Origin of the sequence: Fundidesulfovibrio putealis DSM 16056 (genome assembly GCF_000429325.1) — a bacterium.
GTDB lineage: Bacteria > Desulfobacterota > Desulfovibrionia > Desulfovibrionales > Desulfovibrionaceae > Fundidesulfovibrio > Fundidesulfovibrio putealis.
In genome coordinates this window covers 91,391-109,205 of the sequence record NZ_AUBQ01000017.1, presented here as the reverse complement: position 1 = coordinate 109,205, position 17,815 = coordinate 91,391, and the positions used below count along the sequence as shown (strand labels likewise).

Annotated in this window: 15 protein-coding genes; 14 read left to right on the top strand and 1 reads right to left on the bottom strand. The window is 65.0% G+C overall.

The genetic code is table 11. The features are described from left to right. Window positions 1–5 precede the first annotated feature (5 nt). Both G453_RS29035 and tssA read left to right on the top strand, forming a co-directional pair. Window positions 6–140 (top strand): hypothetical protein, encoded by a 135-nt coding sequence (locus tag G453_RS29035; RefSeq protein WP_268870787.1) that lies wholly within the window; start codon window positions 6–8, stop codon window positions 138–140. A gap of 103 nt (window positions 141–243) precedes the next feature. After that, window positions 244–1,815: a type VI secretion system protein TssA gene (gene tssA / locus G453_RS0114975; protein WP_027191705.1), complete on the top strand. Its 1,572-nt coding sequence runs from the start codon at window positions 244–246 to the stop codon at window positions 1,813–1,815. A gap of 126 nt (window positions 1,816–1,941) precedes the next feature. Here tssA and G453_RS28080 read toward each other — a convergent pair whose 3' ends face one another. Then, window positions 1,942–2,124: a YegP family protein gene (locus tag G453_RS28080; protein ID WP_156920953.1), complete on the bottom strand. Its 183-nt coding sequence runs from the start codon at window positions 2,122–2,124 to the stop codon at window positions 1,942–1,944. Between the two features lie 399 nt (window positions 2,125–2,523). Between G453_RS28080 and dnaE the strand changes: the two genes are divergently transcribed. From dnaE to G453_RS0114905, 12 genes are all read left to right on the top strand, one after another. Next, window positions 2,524–5,994 (top strand): DNA polymerase III subunit alpha, encoded by a 3,471-nt coding sequence (gene dnaE / locus G453_RS24395; RefSeq protein WP_051272478.1) that lies wholly within the window; start codon window positions 2,524–2,526, stop codon window positions 5,992–5,994. A gap of 17 nt (window positions 5,995–6,011) precedes the next feature. Further along, window positions 6,012–6,434 (top strand): 6-carboxytetrahydropterin synthase QueD, encoded by a 423-nt coding sequence (gene queD, locus G453_RS0114960; protein WP_051272477.1) that lies wholly within the window; start codon window positions 6,012–6,014, stop codon window positions 6,432–6,434. Beyond that, window positions 6,431–6,901, top strand: a complete 471-nt coding sequence (gene dtd / locus G453_RS0114955; RefSeq protein WP_027191702.1) for a D-aminoacyl-tRNA deacylase — start codon at window positions 6,431–6,433, stop codon at window positions 6,899–6,901. Before queD ends, dtd begins: the two co-directional genes overlap by 4 nt. Then, a complete protein-coding gene (locus tag G453_RS27325) occupies window positions 6,901–8,448 on the top strand; it encodes a SpoIIE family protein phosphatase (RefSeq protein ID WP_084502389.1) in 1,548 nt (515 codons plus the stop codon). Before dtd ends, G453_RS27325 begins: the two co-directional genes overlap by 1 nt. Further along, window positions 8,436–8,789 carry an STAS domain-containing protein gene (locus G453_RS0114940; protein WP_027191700.1) on the top strand — a complete coding sequence of 118 codons (354 nt, stop codon included), beginning with the start codon at window positions 8,436–8,438 and terminating at the stop codon, window positions 8,787–8,789. The genes G453_RS27325 and G453_RS0114940 overlap by 13 nt, the downstream gene beginning before the upstream one ends. Window positions 8,790–8,795: 6 nt before the next feature. After that, a complete protein-coding gene (locus G453_RS0114935; protein WP_027191699.1) occupies window positions 8,796–9,986 on the top strand; it encodes a CgeB family protein in 1,191 nt (396 codons plus the stop codon). A 54-nt stretch (window positions 9,987–10,040) separates the two neighbouring features. Next, on the top strand, window positions 10,041–10,472 hold the full coding sequence (locus G453_RS24385) for a bacteriohemerythrin (protein WP_043645959.1): 432 nt from the start codon (window positions 10,041–10,043) through the stop codon (window positions 10,470–10,472). A 10-nt stretch (window positions 10,473–10,482) separates the two neighbouring features. Next, entirely contained in the window at window positions 10,483–12,087 is a 1,605-nt protein-coding gene (locus G453_RS24380) for a glycosyltransferase (protein ID WP_051272476.1), read from the top strand. A 78-nt stretch (window positions 12,088–12,165) separates the two neighbouring features. Next, on the top strand, window positions 12,166–13,563 hold the full coding sequence (locus G453_RS0114920) for a glycosyltransferase family 9 protein (protein WP_027191698.1): 1,398 nt from the start codon (window positions 12,166–12,168) through the stop codon (window positions 13,561–13,563). Window positions 13,564–13,696: 133 nt separating this feature from the next. Next, window positions 13,697–15,421 (top strand): flagellar hook-length control protein FliK, encoded by a 1,725-nt coding sequence (locus tag G453_RS0114915; protein WP_027191697.1) that lies wholly within the window; start codon window positions 13,697–13,699, stop codon window positions 15,419–15,421. Window positions 15,422–15,440: 19 nt separating this feature from the next. Then, the gene (locus G453_RS0114910; RefSeq protein WP_043645956.1) at window positions 15,441–16,139 is read left to right on the top strand and encodes a flagellar hook assembly protein FlgD; all 699 of its coding nucleotides are present in this window, start codon (window positions 15,441–15,443) and stop codon (window positions 16,137–16,139) included. 36 nt (window positions 16,140–16,175) lie between these two features. Further along, window positions 16,176–17,810 carry a flagellar hook protein FlgE gene (locus G453_RS0114905; RefSeq protein ID WP_027191695.1) on the top strand — a complete coding sequence of 545 codons (1,635 nt, stop codon included), beginning with the start codon at window positions 16,176–16,178 and terminating at the stop codon, window positions 17,808–17,810. Window positions 17,811–17,815 lie beyond the last annotated feature (5 nt).

Here is a 17,815-nt window from a genome sequence, read left to right as displayed (position 1 = left end):
CCCGCATGAAACGCCTGGTCATTATTTTGTTCATATTGGCGGCAGTGGGACTGGCTTTCGGCACGGCGACCCGCTCGGAGGCGATTTCCCAGGATCCAGGTCGGCACGAGGCCCAGAAATACGAGGTCCAAAAGCCGTAAAGAGTAAAGAGTTGTTCAGCGGGGGGGATTCTGGTTAGATTGCGGGGAAGGGCGAGGCGCAAGGCCGCGCCCAGCCAACCCCCAACGCAAGGCCATACCCGCCATGGACGTAGCAGAAATCGGCAAAGCCCCCATCTCCGCGGCGCAGCCCGCCGGAGCCGACCCGTCATACGAGCCGGAGTTCGAGAAGCTCCAGGCAGAAATCGACAAGCTTTCCATGCCCACCATCGGCGGCCAGGGCATCGACTGGGAAAACGTCGCCAAGCTGGCCACCACCATCCTGACCACCAAGGGCAAGCACCTGCCCACCGCGGCCTACATGGCCGTGGCGCTCTTCAAGATGAACGCCATCCCCGGCATGGCCGACGGGGTGACGCTCCTCGCCGACATGACCACCACCTTCTGGGAGGACCTGTCCCCCCCGAAAAAACGCATGCGGGGTCGCGTGAACGCCCTGGTCTGGTATCGCGACCAGGTGCAGGCCTATTTCGACGCCTACAGCACCGACGCCGCCTTCCCCAAGGACGTGGTGGACCGTCTGGTGGGCGGGTTCAGCACCCTGGACGAGTTCATAGCCCAGAACGCCCCGGACGGGCCGGGCATGCGCGATCTGGCCGAGTTCGCCAAGCGGCTTCCGGTGGAAGCGCCTCCGCAGGAGGCCCAGCCGCAGCCGGAGCCCACGCCCGCAGCAGGCGGGCAGCCAGAGCAGGTGCAGACGGCTGGAGCCTCAGGGGCTTCGGCGAGTGCGCAGCCTCGTCCCGCAGCGCCTCCATCCGGCCCGGTATCGACCGATCCGGCGGTAAGCCTGGACGCCTGCCTGAGCCAGATGACCGGCACGGCAGCCCTGCTGCTGGCAGCCGACTGCGGCGACCCGCGCGCCTATACGCTGAACCGCCTGGGAGCGTGGCTCAAGGTGGACGGCCTGCCCCCGGCGGACAACGGCCAGACCATGATCCCCGCCCCGGACGAGAACATCAAGTCGTCCATTGCCCAGTTGGTGTCTGGCCGCCAGTTCGAGGAGGCCGCGCGCCGGGCCGAATCGCAGGTGCCGGTGTACTTGTTTTGGCTGGACCTCTCACGTCTGTCGGCCCAGGCCCTGGACTCGCTGGGGGCCAAGGGCGCGCCCGCCCTGGAGGCGCTCAAGTCCCAGACCGCGCTGTACGTGTCGCGCCTGAAGGGCATCGACAAGATGAGCTTCTCGGACGGGACACCCTTCGCTGACGCGGAGACCAAAACGTGGCTGAAGTCCATCGCCCTGGGGTCCGGGCAGTCCGTGGAGGCGGGGCCGTCGGATTCGCCGCTGGCCAAGGCCCTGGAAGAGGCCCAGGCCCTGTCCGCCCAGAAGAAATTCATGGAGGCCGTGACCCGTTTGCAGGAGGCGCTTCGCCAGTCGCGCTCCGGGCGGGAGCGCTTCGACGGCCTGATCGCCATGGCCGGGATGCTGTCCCAGTCGGGCAGGGCGGACCTGGCCGGACCAAACATCGAGGAGCTTCTTGATCTGGTGGGGCAGTACAAGCTGGAGCTGTGGGAGCCGGACACGGCGCTACGCGGCCTGCTGGCCGCCTACGACGTGCTCTCCGTGGACGCAAGCGAGGAGGGCAAGGCCCAGCTGCATCAGGTGCTGTCTCGCATCGCGCGGATAAATCCGGCGGCGGCCATGCGGGTGAGCGGGTAGGGCCGTAGCCGAGCGGTCGGCGCGGAGCTGACGATCCGGGGGGGGGCGGCAAGTGCGTGCTTCAGGCGCGAAAGGATCAAGCCACGAGAGTCCTGGCGGTGACGGCGTCAACAGGCGGGGCTTACATCAGGTGTTGTCCACCAGCACGGCCATGGGGGCCAGCTGCTTCAACACGGCGATGGCCCTGCCGAGTCCCTCCGGCGTGGGGAAGAGTGCACTCACACCGATGGCCTCGCCGGACTCTCCGAGAAAGTTGAACGCAAAATGTCCGTGTTCGTTGCGCTGCACAGCGTAGCGACCGTCTTCCATCACACCTCGCCGGAGCGTCTCGGCGTCTTCAATTGCCTTGCTTTTGCTTTTGCGGGGTTCGCATTCCAGGATGCAATCCCCGTCGTGCGTGGTGAACCGGAGTCGGTAAGTATCCGAATTCACCGCTTGAATAATCATTTTTGCAGACATAATCCGTCTCCACGTGCGAAATAATTCAGCTGTGCGCATGTCGGGCTGGTGTTTTCTATATATGGCTGATCTCGCCAAAGGTAAGGTAGGGTTCCCCCCGTTTTGATACGTGCCACGAGCAATTTAATGAACGCCAGAAAATGTCTGCCGTGCTCGGGATTGGCTTTCAGGCGAAATGGCGCTAGAAGATGTCAGCGATCCAGACGTGGGTCTCGTTTTTTAAAGATAATAATTACGGGTGTTTAAATAATGTCTGATTTCGTTCATCTGCATTGCCACACCGAATATTCCCTGCTGGACGGGGCGATCCGCATCGGCGACCTGATCAAGCGCGCCGGTGAGTTCGGCTGTCCGGCGGCGGCCATCACCGACCACGGCAACATGCACGGCGCGCTGGTCTTCTACGAATACTGCAAGAAGGCGGGCATCAAGCCCATCGTCGGCTGCGAGGTCTACGTGGCCAAGGGCAGCCGCAAGGACAAGAACGCCCGCTCCGTGCGCGACGCGGGCTATCATCTGGTGCTTTTGGCCCAGAACGCGGTGGGCTTTCGAAACCTGCTGAAGCTTTCCTCCGAATCCTACCTGAGCGGCTTCCACTACAAGCCGCGCGTGGACAAGGAGCTCCTGGCCGCCCACGGCGAGGGCATCATCGCCCTGTCCGCCTGCCTGAAGGGCGAGATCCATCAGGCGCTCCTGAAAGAGGGCATGGACGCGGCCCGGGACATGGCGCGCCAGTACATGACCCTCTTCCCCGACCGCCTGTACATGGAGCTCCAGGCCAACGACCTGCCCGAGCAGGCCCGCCTGAACGAGATGGTGCTCGAACTGGCCGACGAGATGAAGCTGCCCCTGGTGGCCACCAACGACTGCCACTACCTGAACGCCGACGACGCCAGCGCCCACGACGTGCTCTTGTGCATCCAGACCCAGGCCAAGGTGGACGACGAGAAGCGCATGCGCTTCACCACCCAGGAACTCTACTACAAATCGCCCGAGGAGATGGCCGCCGCCTTCGCCCACGTGCCCCAGGCCCTGGCCAACACCTGCGAGATCGCCAGCCGCGTCAACCTGGAGTTGGATCTCAAAACCTACCACTTCCCGGTCTACGAGGTGGCAGAGGGCAAATCCCTGGACGACGAGATGGCGGACATGGCCCGCCAGGGCCTCAAGGACCGCCTGGCCAAGCTGGGGCCGAAAACGCCGGAAGAAGAGAAGAAATACTGGGACCGCCTGGAATATGAGCTGGGCGTCATCAAGACCATGGGATTTCCGGGATATTTTCTCATCGTCCAGGATTTCATCAACTGGGCCAAGCGCCAGGGCATCCCCGTAGGGCCGGGGCGCGGTTCGGCCGCCGGTTCGCTGGTGGCCTTCGCGCTGCGCATCACCAACCTGGACCCGCTGCCCTACGACCTGCTGTTCGAGCGCTTCCTGAACATCGAACGTATCTCCATGCCTGATATCGACGTGGACTTCTGCGAGCGCCGCCGCACCGAAGTCATCCGCTACGTGTCCGAGCGCTACGGGCGCGACTCAGTGGCCCAGATCACCACCTTCGGAACCATGAAGGCCAAGGCCGTGGTGCGCGACGTTGGCCGCGCCCTGGGCATGACCTTCCCTGAGACCGACCGCATCGCCAAGCTCATCCCCGAAGATCTGAAGATGACCATTGACAAGGCCCTGGACAAAGAGCCGGAGCTCTCCGTGCTGGCCTCCCAGGACGCCAGGATCGGGCGGCTGATCGACGTGTCGCGCAGGCTGGAGGGGTTGTCGCGCCACGCCTCCACCCACGCGGCGGGCGTGGTCATCTCCGACAAGCCCATGACCGAGTACGTGCCGCTCTACCAGGGCAAGAACCAGGAAATAGTCACCCAGTGGGACATGAAGCGGGTTGAGAAGATCGGGCTCATCAAGTTCGACTTCCTGGGCCTTAAAACCATGACCGTGATCCAGGACGCCCTGGACATCATCCGGGAGATGGGCCACGAGCCGCCTGATCTCGACAACCTGCCCCTGACCGACGCGGCCACCTACGAGCTCTTCTCCAAGGGCGACACCGACGGCATCTTCCAGGTGGAATCCGACGGCATGCGCAAGTACCTGCGGCAGCTCAAACCCAACTGCTTCGAGGACATCATCGCCATGCTGGCCCTGTACCGCCCCGGCCCCCTGGGCTCGGGCATGGTGCAGGAGTTCATCGACCGCAAGCACGGGCTGGTGGAGGTCAAATACCCCCATCCGGACCTGGAGCCGGTGCTCAAGCCGACGTATGGCGTCATCGTGTACCAGGAACAGGTCATGCAGATCGCCCAGGTGCTCTCGGGCTATTCGCTGGGCGAAGGCGACCTGTTGCGCCGGGCCATGGGCAAGAAGAACGCCGAGGAGATGGCCACCCAGCGCAAGCGCTTCCTGGAGGGCACCGCCAGGAAGGACATCCCCGCCGACCAGGCCAACGAAATCTTCGACTTGATGGAGAAGTTCGCGGAGTACGGCTTCAACAAATCCCACTCCGCAGCCTACGCCCTCATCTCCTATCATACGGCCTTTCTGAAGACCCACTTCCCGGTGGCCTTCATGGCCGCGCTCATCACGTCGGACATCGAAAACCAGGACAAGGTCCTGAAATACATCTCCGACAGCTCGGACCGGGGCATCGAGGTGCTCCCCCCGGACGTGAACCTGTCCATGCGCCACTTCAGCGTGAAGGACGCCCAGATCGTCTACGGGCTGGCGGGCATCAAGAACGTGGGCGGCGAGGCCATAAACGAGATCGTGCGCGAGCGCGGGGAGAACGGACCTTACCTGAGCCTCGTGGACCTCACCTCCCGGGTGAACCTGCGCAAGGTGACCAAGCGGGTGCTGGAGTTCCTCATCAAGGCCGGGGCCATGGACTCCTTCGGCGCGCCGCGCGCCGCCCTGATGGCCGGGCTTGACCGGGCCGTGTCCCAGGGGCAGAAGCGCGCCGAGGAGCGAAACTCCGGGCAGCTCTCGCTCATGGCCCTGGCTCCGGTCCCCCAGAACAAGACCCCCGGCCTTGGCATGAGCTGCGAGGAGGCCTCGGTGCCCGAATGGGAGCACCAGGAGCTGATGGCCCGCGAGAAAGAGGCCCTGGGCTTCTATCTGACCAGCCATCCGCTGAAGTCCTTTATCCGCGACATGCGCCGCATGGGCATCAAGACCCTGTCCGAGTGCAAGGGATACGCGCCCGACTGCGAGGTGAAGGTGGCGGCCATCATCACCACCAAGAAGGAGCACATCACCAAGAAGGGCGACCGCATGGCCTTCTGCGGCCTGGAGGACATAGCGGGCGACGGCGAGGCCATCTTCTTCCCCGAGGCCTTCGCCAAATGCCGCGAGCTGCTCGAAGGCGACCAGCCCCTGCTGCTCACGGCCAAGATCGGCAAGGAGATGGAGGAGGCGGGCGACCACCCCGTGAAGCTGAAACTCATGGTGCAGTCCGCGCGGCCCCTGGGCGAGGCCGTGGCCGCCGGGGACGAGCCCGTGGAGGTGCGCGTGGAGGCCAACACCTGCACCACCCTTGCGGGACTCAAGGAAATCTTTCATAAGTACCCAGGTTCGGCCAAGGTCAGGCTGCGCCTGGTCTACGACGACCTGGAATGCCTGACTTCGCTCTCCGAAGAGCTGTGCGTGGGGCCGTGCCCGCAGTTCTGGCAGGCGGTGGACGACTGTCTGGCCAACGCCGGAAAGGCGACGGTATAAACAAGGATTACACAATTATGACGACAATACCTGCATCCGAGCGCAAACCCCTGCGCCGTGGCGTTTTCAAGCTGACGATAACGGACGAGTTCTCCTCCTCCCACTGCCTGCGCAACTACGACGGGCCGTGCGAGGCCCTGCACGGGCACAACTTCGTGGTGGAGGCCGTGTTCGAGGGCGAACGCCTGACCCAGGACACGGAAATGCTCATGGACTTCAAGGACTTGAAGGCCCATCTCAAGGCCGTTACCGACAAGCTGGACCACACCCACTTGAATAACGTCCCCTATTTCCAGCGTAGAAACCCCACCGCCGAGAACCTGGCCCGGTTCATCTACTGGGAACTGGGGAGGCTGATGGCCGGGCTGCCCGCCACGGTGTACGAGGTGAGCGTCTACGAAAAGTCCACCAGCAAGGCGACGTATTCCGAGGTCCTGTGAGGCTTATTCTCCAGCGCGTGTCCCAGGCGCACGTGGACGTGGCCGGGGAACGCGTGGCCGCCGTGGGGCCGGGGTTCCTGGTGCTGGCCGGGTTCGGCCCGCAGGACGGCCCGGACTCTCCGGATGCTCCCTGGTGGCGGGCCATGCTCGAAAAACTGGTCAAACTGCGGGTTTTTCCCGACGAGGCGGGCAAGATGAACGTGAGCCTCCTGGACGCCGGGGGCGAGGTGCTGCTCGTCTCCCAGTTCACGCTGTACGCCGACTGCCGCAAGGGCCTTCGCCCGTCGTTCTCCCAGGCCGCGCCGCCTGCGGTGGCGCAGGCCCTGTTCGACAAGCTCTGCGACGACGTGCAGGCCTTGCTTCCTGAAGGACGCGCGCAGCGCGGCGTGTTCGGGGCGGACATGGCCGTGGGGCTGGTGAACGCCGGGCCGGTGACCATCATGCTGGACAGTCGGGACTTCGCCTGATGGCAACACCCGAAGACATCCGCGTCCTGGTGGTGGACGACTCCAAAACCGTCCTTCGGCTCCTGACCTACATCCTGGGCAGCCACTACCGGCTGCACGCCGCAGAGGACGGGCAGGAGGCCATCGAGGCCCACGGCGCGTTCAAGCCGGACGTGATCATCCTGGACATGAACATGCCCGTGAAGTCGGGCCTCGAGGTCATGGCCCACGTACGCGGCACGGCCCAGGACCACGACGTGCAGATCATCGTGCTCACCGCGCAGGACACCAAGGCCCTCAAGGCCAAGGCCTTCGCCGCAGGAGCCAACGACTTTCTGGGCAAGCCCTTCGACCGCGAGGAGCTGCTGGCCCGCGTGGGCGCGGCCGCAAGGCAGGTGACCCTGACCCGCCGCCTGCGCCAGGCCTACGACCGCATCAGCCGCGAGATCGACCTTGTGGCCGGGTTGCAGCGCCGCCTGCTGCCGGACTGCTCGCCAGTGCTTGGCGAGACCACAGTGGAGTGCTTCTACCGCCCGTCAGGACGGGCCAGCGGCGACTACTACGACTTCTTCACCCTGCCCGACGGCTCCATCCGCGTGGTCATGGCCGACGTGTCCGGCCACGGCGCGCGGGCGGCCTTCCTCATGGCCGTGGTGCGCACGCTGGTGCGCGTGTCCAAGACGCACTATTTCTCGCTCTCGGAGATGCTCTCACTGGCCAGTCGGCATTTGTTGTCCTCCATCGGCGAGGAGCCCGACTTCGTCACCCTGGCCGCCGCCGACATCGACCCCGACGCCGGCACCATCACCTACGTCAACGCCGGGCACTGTCCCCCGCTGGTCTGGAGCGACGGCAAGCCCACCTGGCTGGACGCCACCGCCTCGGTGCTGGGTTTCTTCGACCAGGAGTTCACCACCAGGACCATCACCTTCGAGCGGCCCGCAGGCCTCTTCTTGTACACCGACGGCTGGTACGAATGGCGCGGCCTGGATCACCAGATGTTCGAACTGGAGAACTTCAAGATCCTGAGCGAAAAGCTCCTGGCCGAGAACCGCTTCTCCCTGGAGACGCTCCTGGAGAACCTCTGCGGAGAGCGCACCGGCCCCGTGTTCTCCGACGACGTCACCGCCCTGTGGGTCAGCGTCGGCAGCCCCCTCATCCGCATCTTCACCGCTCCGTCCTCCCCGTCGGCCAGCCGCAACCTGGCCAAGGACGCTGTGGCCGCCGTGGCCCGGTTCGTCTCGGACGAGGACACCCTCCACGACCTGGACATCGTGCTCACCGAGGCCTGCGCCAACGTCACCCGCCACGCCTACGCGGGCGGGGAGGGGCCTATGGAGGTCCGCCTGCGCCTCAATCCGGGGCGCTCCGTGGAGTTCGAGGTGGTGGACTGGGGCAAGGGCTTCGGCAATTCCATCTCCTTCGAGAACGCCCCCCCGGATTCCGAGTGCGGCCGGGGCATGTTCATCATCTGCAAGCTGTCGGACTCATGCGAACTCACCACACGCGGCAAGGAAAACGTGCTGCGTGTGGTCAAACAGATAAGGAAGGACCTGTGGAAAATCTGACCTGGACCCACGACGGCCCGTGCCTGACCGCCAGATACGTCGGCGAGATAACCATGGAAGTAACGCAGGACTTCAAGCACGCCGTGGAGAAGAACCTGGAGGACGCCAACGCCGCCACCCTGGTCCTGGACCTCTCCGAGGTCAGCTTCATGGACTCCTCCGGCATCGGCTTCCTGGTTGCCTGCAACACCCGGCTCCAGACCTCGGGCAGGACCCTGGTGCTCTTCAAGCCCAGCTCCCAGGTGAAAAAGACCCTGGGGCTTGTGCAGCTCATGCAGTTTTTCACGGTGGCCGAGTCCGACGAGGAGCTCGCGGCGCTCGCAGCCCAGGCCGCCAAGTGATCCCGCGTGGCTGAAGCCCCAAGGGTGCTGCTGATCACCAGCCGGTTCTTCCTGCTGGGCGAGATCATGACCGCCTTCGACCGCATGGGGGTCCGCTACCGCTACCTGGATACCGGCGGCGACGAACTCGGCCTGGACGAGTACCTGCGATCGCTCATCACCGCCATCAAGGAACTGCGCCCCCACTTTGCCCTGACCGTGAACCACCTGGGCGTGGACCACGAGGGGCTGCTCACCGGGCTTCTCTCCAAGCTGGACATCCCCCTGGCCTCCTGGTTCGTGGACAACCCGGCCCTGGCTCTGGCCCTCTATGCCAATCCGGCGGCCAAAAAGACGGCGGTCTTCACCTGGGACGCGGACAACCTGGAGCCGCTTGGCGCCCAGGGCTTCGACAACGTGTTCTATCTCCCCCTGGCTGCGGACGAGCGCCGCTTCGTCCCGCCTGACCGGCCCGCGCCGCCGGATCATCCCTGGCGCGCCAAGGTCAGCTTCGTGGGCAACTCCATGGTCGTAAAGACCGCCAAACGCCTGGAGTATGCCAATCCCGGCCCGCAACTGCTGGAAGCCCTGCCGACGCTGGCCGAGGCCTTCGGCCAGCATCCCGAGTGGAGCGTGCGGGCATTCATGGCCGGGCACTTCGCGCACCTCATGCCAGCCTTCGAGGCCCTGGCCACGCCGCAGCGCCAGCTGGCCTTCGAGACCGCCGTCATCTGGGAGTCAACACGGCAGTACCGCGCCCTCTGCCTGGGGCAGGTCATGGAATTTTCGCCCCTCATCGCCGGGGACGAGGGCTGGCTGCTCACCTTTCCCGACGAGGGGACGCGCTGGCGCAGACTTTCGGAACTGGCCTACTATGATGAATTACCGGGCTTTTATCCGCACAGCGATGTGAACTTCAACTGCACCAGCCTCCAGATGAAGGGCGCGGTGAACCAGCGCGTGTTCGACGTGCCCGCGTGCGGCGCGTTCCTGCTGACGGACCACCGCGCCCAGATGGAGCGCCTGTTCGAGCCGGGGCGCGAGGTGGCCGTGTATGGCGACCCGCAGGAGATCCCGGAGCTCGTGCGGCACTATCTGGCGCATCCCGAAGAACGGGCCAGGATCGCCCGGGCCGCCAGGAAGCGTGTGCTGGCCGAGCACACCTACGTCATCCGGATGGGGCAGCTGTTGGATGTGATGAAGAGGACGTTCGGGTGAAGCGTGAGACTGTTTCTGTAACTGTAGTGGTGTTGGAAGAGAAAGGCGGTCCGTATGGCGATTCTTGAATGGGACGACAGCATGGCTGTTGGCGTGTATCTGATTGACGAGCAGCACAAGGAACTCGTGGTGCTCATCAACAACATAGCCGAGGCGGTTCAATCCGGAGCCAGCGTCTCCGAGGTGTCCCGCTTCATCCGCCGATTCTACAACTATACCATCGTCCACTTTCAGACGGAAGAGTCCCTCATGGACCACAACAGCTACGCGGACTACTTCACACAGGTGCGCGAACACCTGGATTGCTCCACAAAGGCCCTGGAATTCCATCGGCGGTTCGTGGAGGAGGCCGAATTCGATCTGGTTGAATTTTTGGAATACATCGTGGGCTGGTTCAGGAGCCACACCACCGGTATCGACCAGGGCCTGACCGAGTATCTGGTGGAGCGCGGCCTGACCCACCTGGAAAAAAGCGGCAAGGCCTGAGCGACTCCCCATGCCCTGGCTGCTGGAGGAACTTCCCGAAACCCTGCGCACCGCCCTGGTTCACGGAACCGAGGGGGCGGGCCATCTGCGCGGTTGCGCGCGTCTGGCCGCGCAGGCCGGGCGTGCGCGCCTGTCGGGCGAACTTCTGCTGGCGGCCTGGGCGCAGTCGCCCCTGGACGCGGTGTTGGCCGGGGAAGCCGCGTCCCTGCCGGATATCCCTGCCTCCGTGCGGGGGGTGGCCGCCTTCGTGGCAGAAAATTCCCGCCCTCCGGTCAACCCGGGTGATCTGGGCTACTACCAACGCCTGGCCCAGCGCCGCGAGGCCGTAAAGATAGCCCATTATCTCGAACGGCAGCTGGAAGCCGATCCGGGCAACCTCTTCTGGGAGCGCCTCTCGCTCACCCATGCCCTGGACGCCGAAGACTGGGACGCCGCAGGGGCGGTCATCGCCCGCCTGCCAGAGCCCCTGGCCCGGCTGCTGGGCGGCGACGCGGCCATGATGCGCGGCGCGCCCGAGGCGGCCCTGGCCAACTACGCCCGCTGCGTCCGCCTCTGGGAATGCCCTGGCCTTACGGCGCGCCTGGGCCTGGCCTGCGTTGCCCTGGGCCAGCGCGCCGAGGCCGAGTCCTGGCTGCGCGCAGGGCTCACGCGCGAGCCCTGGCAGGTGCACGCCCTGCTGGCGCTCTACGATCTTCTCTTCGCCGGTCCCGGCCTGCGCTCGCTGCCCGAGGGCGAGACCGTGGTCCTGCTCTACACCTGGAACAAGGCCCGAGACATCGGCCTCACCCTGGAGAGCCTCGCGGCCAGCGAGTTGGGGCAGGCGCACATCATCGTGCTGGACAACGGCAGCACGGACGACACCGCGCAAGTGCTGGACTCCTGGGGCGGCAAGCTCGGGCCGGAACGCTTCTCGACAGTGAGCCTGCCCGTGAACGTGGGCGCTCCTGCCGCGCGCAACTGGCTTATGTCGCTTCCGGTGGTGAAACAGTCGCAGTGGACGGTGTTCCTGGACGACGACGTGTCCCTGCCGCCGGACTGGCTGGGGCTGCTGGGAGCGGCGGCAGGCCTGTATCCCCTGGCGGGAGTCTGGGGGGCGCGGGTGCGCGATTTTTCGCGCCCGGCGCACGTGCAGTCCGCCGACGTGTTCCTGGACGCCGCGTTCGGATCGATAGGGGCTCGCGACGCCGGGGAAGGGCGGCGCTTCAGCCTGAGCTCCTGCCATCACCAGACCCTGGACCGGGGGCAGTTCGCCTACGTGCGCCCCTGCGCCACGGTCACGGGCTGCTGCCACATGTTCCGCACGCGGACGCTGGCAGGGCAGGGCGGTTTCGACCTGCGCTATTCCCCCTCCCAGTACGACGACCTGGACCACGACATCCGGCTGCTGCTCTCGGGCCGCACGCCCGTCTACCAGGGGCATCTGGCCGTGGGACATTTCAAGTCCACAGGCAGCCAGGGCGGGGAGGGGCAGGCGCAGTATGGCGTGGGCTGGGCCAACCAGTACAAGCTCCACCAGAAATTCGACCAGGACACCTTCCGCCGGGCGGCTTCCGTGGCCGACCGCGCCGCCTGGGAGGACGCCCTGGCCAAATGGCGCGCTGTTGCGCCGCAGTGAGGGGCCGTCCGGGCATCTGCTCCCTTGTTTTTTCCCCCGCGAAGACACTACAAGGCCTGAACGCGAAGCGCCTCCAACATGACCAACAATCCTGCCCTCATACTCCAGATGCAGCGCATGGGAGACATCATCCTCTCCTTCCCGCTGTTCCTCTGGGCTGCGCGCACCGCGCCGGAGCGCCCCATCTGGGTGGTGGCCGAGCCTCATTTTTACGAGGAGTTGCTCCACGTCTCCCCGAAGGTCACCTATCTGCCCTGGACAGCCATCAAGGAGCTCTCCGCGCGGGAATACTCCATCATCGTGAACCTGAGCCACCGGCCTGAGGCCGCAGAGCTTGCCGGGAAACTCTCTGCGCGCTTGAAGTTCGGCCCGCTGAAGGACCCCCAGGGCCTGCATGTCAGCGGGCGCTGGCAGCTGTACCGGGCCGCGCTCACCGGCAACAACCGGCACAACCGTTTCCACTGGGCGGAGCTGAACGCCCTGGACTGCGTGGACAATGGCTGCTTTTCGGCCACCCATTTCGACACGCCGCGCATCCTGCCCTCCACCAACCAGGCCGTGGGGCTTTTCCTGGGGGCCAGCCAGGTGGAGAAGCGCCCGGACCCGCCGTTCTGGGCGGCCCTGGCCAAGGAACTGGAGCGCCGGGGCATGACCGTGGTGCTCATGGGCGGACCCGCCGAGGTTCCGCTTGGCGAGGAGGTGCGCCGCCTGCACGGCGGAAGGCTCCTGGACACCTGCGGCACCTTAAGCCTTCGCGAATTCATGGCCGTGGGACAGACGCTCTCGCTTCTGGTCACGCCGGACACCGGCCCCATGCATCTGGCCGCGTGGTCTGGCCTCCAGACCCTCAACCTGTCCATGGGGCCGGTGAACCCCTGGGAGACCGGGCCGTTCCAGCCCGGACACCACGTGCTTCGGGCCAGCATGTCCTGCCTGGACTGCTGGCACTGCCGCTTCGACCGCCCCCACTGCCGCGACCGCTTCGACCCGGCCCAGGTGGCCTATCTGGCCTGGCGTCTGGCCCGCCCAGGCGGCTCCCGGCGTTTCGCCGCACCGCCGGGCATGCGTCTGTACCGCACCGGGCGCACCCCGGAGGGTTTCTACGATCTGGTCCCGGTGGGACGCGCGGCCACGCGCGCCTCGGACTACCTGGGCGAGTGGTGGCGCGGCGTGTTCGGGGCCTTCTTCGGGCTCTGGGACGAGACCCGGCCACGCAGCACCTGGACGCGGCTGGCCGCGGAGCACCCACGTCTTGCGGCGGCCTTCAACCGGGCGCTATTGGAGCTGGCGCGGAGGGTGCGCGAATGCCTGGTGTCCTGCGCCGCGCCGGGCGAGGAGTTCTGGACCGGCGCTCCGCCCATGCTTCGTCCCCTGGCAGGCTACATCCATATGTCCTTTGAAAACGCGGACTTCTCCCGCGAGGCCTTTGCCGAGGGCCTGGGCATGATCGAGCGCGTACGCACCCTTACGGCCTGATCCGCGCCCTCTCATCCTCCCCATCTGGCGGGAGGAAAAAGCTGCCTGCCGCCTGATTATGCCAACTGCTCGATAATGCATGCTTTCGTCCTGGAACGACTCTTGAAGAACAGGGGCCGTCAGGAGGAAAAAGATGCAGATCCTTCCCAGTCAGAAATCCACTGCCGGATTCAATATCCTGGACAGTTTCCAGAGCAGCTTCTCTTCGAGCAAGGGCGGCGACCTTTTCGCTGACCTGCTCAAGTACAGCGCAACGACCTCCGCGTCCTTGCCGGCGCTTGCTCCAGCCTATGCCGACCCGTTGCAGATCGCCCCGAGTTCCTCCACGGTGTCCGCCTCGTCGGCCCGGCTGGAAGAGCCCTCCATGCCCGCAAGCCACGCCGACGATTCCCTGCGCAACGTCAAGATGAGCAGGGAAGATTATGCCGGGGTGCGCGATAAGCTCGAGCAGGCAGGCGTCTCCAAGGAGAAGCTCGAAGAGCTGGACAAGAAGGTCCAGAGCCCCGAAGGCATGACCTGGGGCCAGCTCATGCACTCGGTGCGCGAGGCGACCCTGGAAAAGATCAGCAAGCCCGCCGAGCTCACCGAAGAGGACAAGGCCGCGATCTCCTCGCTGCTCACGCGCATCGGGTTCGACCCCAAGCAGGCCGAAGAACTCACGGCGGGTCTTGCCAGCGGTCAGCCCGCAAAGGCCTTCGCCGCCGTTTCCGCCAAGCTCAAGGAGCTGGGCGCGGACCAGACGCTCTCCCTGTCCAAGGAGGAGATGGGAGCCCTGGCCAAGGCCCTGAAGCTCTCCGACAGCGCCAGCCAGCGCCTGATGGCCAAGTTCGGCTCCTCTGAAAAGGTGCAGCTGACTCCTGAGGGCATGCGCCAGGCGTTTCTTTCCGTGAAGGAAGAACTTTCCGGCCAGCTGACCCAGAGCAAGGACGCCCTGCAGTCGGTCCGCGACGCGCTGCACCCGGCCATGGAAAAGGCCCGCCAGCAGCTCGAAATCGCCAGGCAGGCCACGGACGGCCAGGTCGAGTCCTCCCAGGTGAAGCCGTCTTCGCTCCTGAAGGACCCCCAGGACCACGCCCAGGTGGGCAAGGACGCCCAAAACGGATCAGGCAAGGCCACCGGCGCCAACGCGCCCCAGGTGGACCCTGCCGTGGCGGCCAGGGACGCCCGCCAGCAGAATCAGCGCTTCACGGGCCAGGACGGCTCCGGCGCCCAGAACGGCTCCCAGCAGGGCAAGACCGCGCACGACAAGGCCGTGGGCGAGTTCACCGGCAAGCTGCGCGCGGAAGGCGAAGGGCATACCTTCGGCGATTCCCGCTTCGGCATCGGGCAGACCCTGGGCGCGGCGTCTGCGGCCCAGGCCAAGGGCGACGCCAGCCAGGTGCTCAAGGGCCAGAACACCCAGGTGCTCAGCCAGGTGGAGTCGGGAATCCTTCGCAATATGGGCCAGGGCGTTAAGCAGCTCACCCTCGAGCTGACCCCTGACAACCTGGGCAAGCTGAACGTCATGCTCACGGTGAAGGGCAAGGATGTCCAGGCCGTGATCAGGGCCGACAGCCCCGAGGCCGAGAAGGTTCTGGCCGAGAACCTCCAGCAGATCAAGCAGAGCCTGGAAAACCAGGGGCTTACCGTGTCCAAGATGGAAGTGCGCCCTGGCATCTCCCAGGATTCCAACCTGGGCCAGCAGTGGGCCGGAGCCGAGAAGCACAACCAGTCCCAGGACCGCCGCGACGCTCTGGAGCGTCTGCGCGCCTCTTCCCTGCTGGCCGATGTTGCCGGTGGAACCGGGTTGGCCCAGGGCATGCAGAACACGGGTGCTGAGGTAAAAATTTCCCAGGGCGGATTGGACATAATGGCCTAGGCCGCCCAGAGGTACCCCCATGAGCGTCTCATACACCGGAGCAAGCGCAGGACTGTTCGGCCAGGCCGAGTCACAGTACCAGGCGAACAAAACCTCGGGAAATCCGAGCCTGGGCAAGGATGCGTTCCTGAACCTTCTGGTCACCCAGATGAAGTATCAGGACCCCCTGAACCCCACCAGCGACAAGGAATTCCTGGCCCAGCTGGCGCAGTTCTCCAGCCTTGAGCAGCTCACCAACATCAACGCCAGCATGGACAAGCTGAACACCGCCACCACCCAGCAGCAGATGTTCTCCGCGGTGAGCTTCATCGGCAAGGAAGTGAAGGCCTCGGGCGACTCCCTCTCCAAGTCCGGAGAAACAGTCAGCAAGCTCTTTTACACCCTGCCCGAAGCGGCCACCAAGGTGTCCATCAACGTCATGGACGACAACGGCAACTTCGTGCGCACCGTGGAAGTCGGCGCCAAGGCTGCGGGAGAGCAGAGCTTCCAGTGGGACGGCAAGGACTGGAACGGCAAGTCACAGCCGGACGGCGTCTACCGGGTGGGCATCACCACGCAGAAGGCTGACGGCAAGTCCATGCTGGTGGACACCACAGTGACGGGCCTCATCTCGGGCGTGTCCAGCGAGAACGGCAAATTCCTGCTGACCACCAAGGACGGCAGGCAGGTATATTTCACGGACGTGAAGGGTGTGGTCACCCCCGGAACGTCCTCATAGGTAAAATTTTCCGGATTATCATCTCGGAGGTGGATCATGGGTCTTTCGACATCAATGTGGTCAGGCGTGACGGGCCTGCTCGCCCACGGCGACAAAATGGGCGTCATCGGCAACAACCTGGCCAACGTCAACACCGTCGGCTACAAGTCCGCGCGCATGGACTTTGAGGATCTGGTATACACCAACATTGGCACCGCCACAGGCACCCAGCAGCTGGGCCAAGGCGTGCGTGTAGAAGGCATCCTCTCCGACTTCACCCAGGGCGGTTTCGAGACCTCCAACGAGACCACCGACATGGCCATCTCCGGAATGGGCTTCTTCACCGTTCGCGACCGGGTCAACCTGTCCACGCACTACACCCGCGCGGGCAACTTCCGCTTCGACCGTGACGGCTTCCTGGTGGACCCCCACAACTTCGCCCTCCAGGGCTGGCAGGTGGACGCCGCCTCCCTGAGGGCCGCCCGAGCCACCGGAGCGGTGATAAACCAGGTGCCCATCAAGGGCTCCGTCACCGACGTGCGCCTGGACACCCTGGCCCTGGCCGCCCAGAACACCAACGCGGTGTCTCTGGTCTCCAACCTGGATCCCAGGACGGCCAGTAAGTCCAGCAGCACCACCAACCCGTTCTTCTCTCTCTATCAGAACTACAATTACAACCCCCTGCGCCCCGACGATCCGCCGCTTGCCGACACCTCCTTCGGGTTCCAGAACACCCTCAAGGTGTACGATCAGCGCGGCGGTGCGCACGACCTGACCGTCTACTTCGACAAGGTGTCGGACGTGGGCGGGCGCGAATACTGGGAGTACATGGTCACCACCACTCCCGGTCAGGACGGCCGCGTGTTCGATGTGAACGGCAACACCGTGAACATGGCCTCCAACTCCAAGGGCGGCGTGCTGATGCTCGGGACCCTGGTGTTCGACGACTCGGGCGGATTGCAGAACATGACCGCCTACACGCTGAACGCAAACAGCTATACCACTTCCGTCAGCAACCTGGGCAACTGGTCGCAGGCGCGCATATCGAGCTCCGGCTATCCGGTGTTCACCGCCAACTACAGAAGCGTTTCCGGCGGCAGCATCACCACGGCGTCCAACTCGGTGTCCATGTCCCTGAACCTGGGCATCCGCAACGGCAACACCACCTGGGCCAGCACTGCGACCACCGCCGACATGATCGGCTTCGCGCACCTGACCGATCCTGCGGAGCTGCAAGGGTTCGACACCGACACGCTGACCATCAACAACCTGCAAACCACCAACTACGAGGCGGCCTCCTCCACGCTGTTCGTCTCGCAGGACGGCTACCCCCCGGGAACGCTGCAAAGCGTGTCTGTCTCGGCCGACGGCGTGCTCACGGGCCGCTACTCCAACGGACAGGTGCAGGAACTCTACGTGGTGGCGCTCACGGACTTCGCGAGCCCCTGGGGACTCAAGCGAGACGGCGGCAACCTCTTCTCCCAGACCAGGGAGTCGGGCGACGCCCTGGTGGGCCGGGCCAACACCGGCAGACTCGGAGCCGTGGCCAGCAACTCGCTGGAAACCTCCAACGTGGACATGGCCCGCGAAATGGTCCAGATGATCCAGACCCAGCGCGGCTTCCAGGCCAACTCCAAGGTCATCACCACGGCAGATACAATGCTGTCGGAAGTCATCCAGCTGAAGCGTTAAGACTT

Excerpts from the sequence above, each read along its gene's own strand:
- G453_RS29035 (WP_268870787.1), top strand. The coding sequence starts at position 6 with ATGAAACGCCTGGTCATTATTTTGTTCATATTGGCGGCAGTGGGACTG.
- tssA (WP_027191705.1), top strand. The coding sequence starts at position 244 with ATGGACGTAGCAGAAATCGGCAAAGCCCCCATCTCCGCGGCGCAGCCC.
- G453_RS28080 (WP_156920953.1), bottom strand. The coding sequence starts at position 2,124 with ATGGAAGACGGTCGCTACGCTGTGCAGCGCAACGAACACGGACATTTT.
- dnaE (WP_051272478.1), top strand. The coding sequence starts at position 2,524 with ATGTCTGATTTCGTTCATCTGCATTGCCACACCGAATATTCCCTGCTG.
- queD (WP_051272477.1), top strand. The coding sequence starts at position 6,012 with ATGACGACAATACCTGCATCCGAGCGCAAACCCCTGCGCCGTGGCGTT.
- G453_RS27325 (WP_084502389.1), top strand. The coding sequence starts at position 6,901 with ATGGCAACACCCGAAGACATCCGCGTCCTGGTGGTGGACGACTCCAAA.
- G453_RS24385 (WP_043645959.1), top strand. The coding sequence starts at position 10,041 with ATGGCGATTCTTGAATGGGACGACAGCATGGCTGTTGGCGTGTATCTG.
- G453_RS24380 (WP_051272476.1), top strand. The coding sequence starts at position 10,483 with ATGCCCTGGCTGCTGGAGGAACTTCCCGAAACCCTGCGCACCGCCCTG.
- G453_RS0114920 (WP_027191698.1), top strand. The coding sequence starts at position 12,166 with ATGACCAACAATCCTGCCCTCATACTCCAGATGCAGCGCATGGGAGAC.
- G453_RS0114915 (WP_027191697.1), top strand. The coding sequence starts at position 13,697 with ATGCAGATCCTTCCCAGTCAGAAATCCACTGCCGGATTCAATATCCTG.
- G453_RS0114910 (WP_043645956.1), top strand. The coding sequence starts at position 15,441 with ATGAGCGTCTCATACACCGGAGCAAGCGCAGGACTGTTCGGCCAGGCC.
- G453_RS0114905 (WP_027191695.1), top strand. The coding sequence starts at position 16,176 with ATGGGTCTTTCGACATCAATGTGGTCAGGCGTGACGGGCCTGCTCGCC.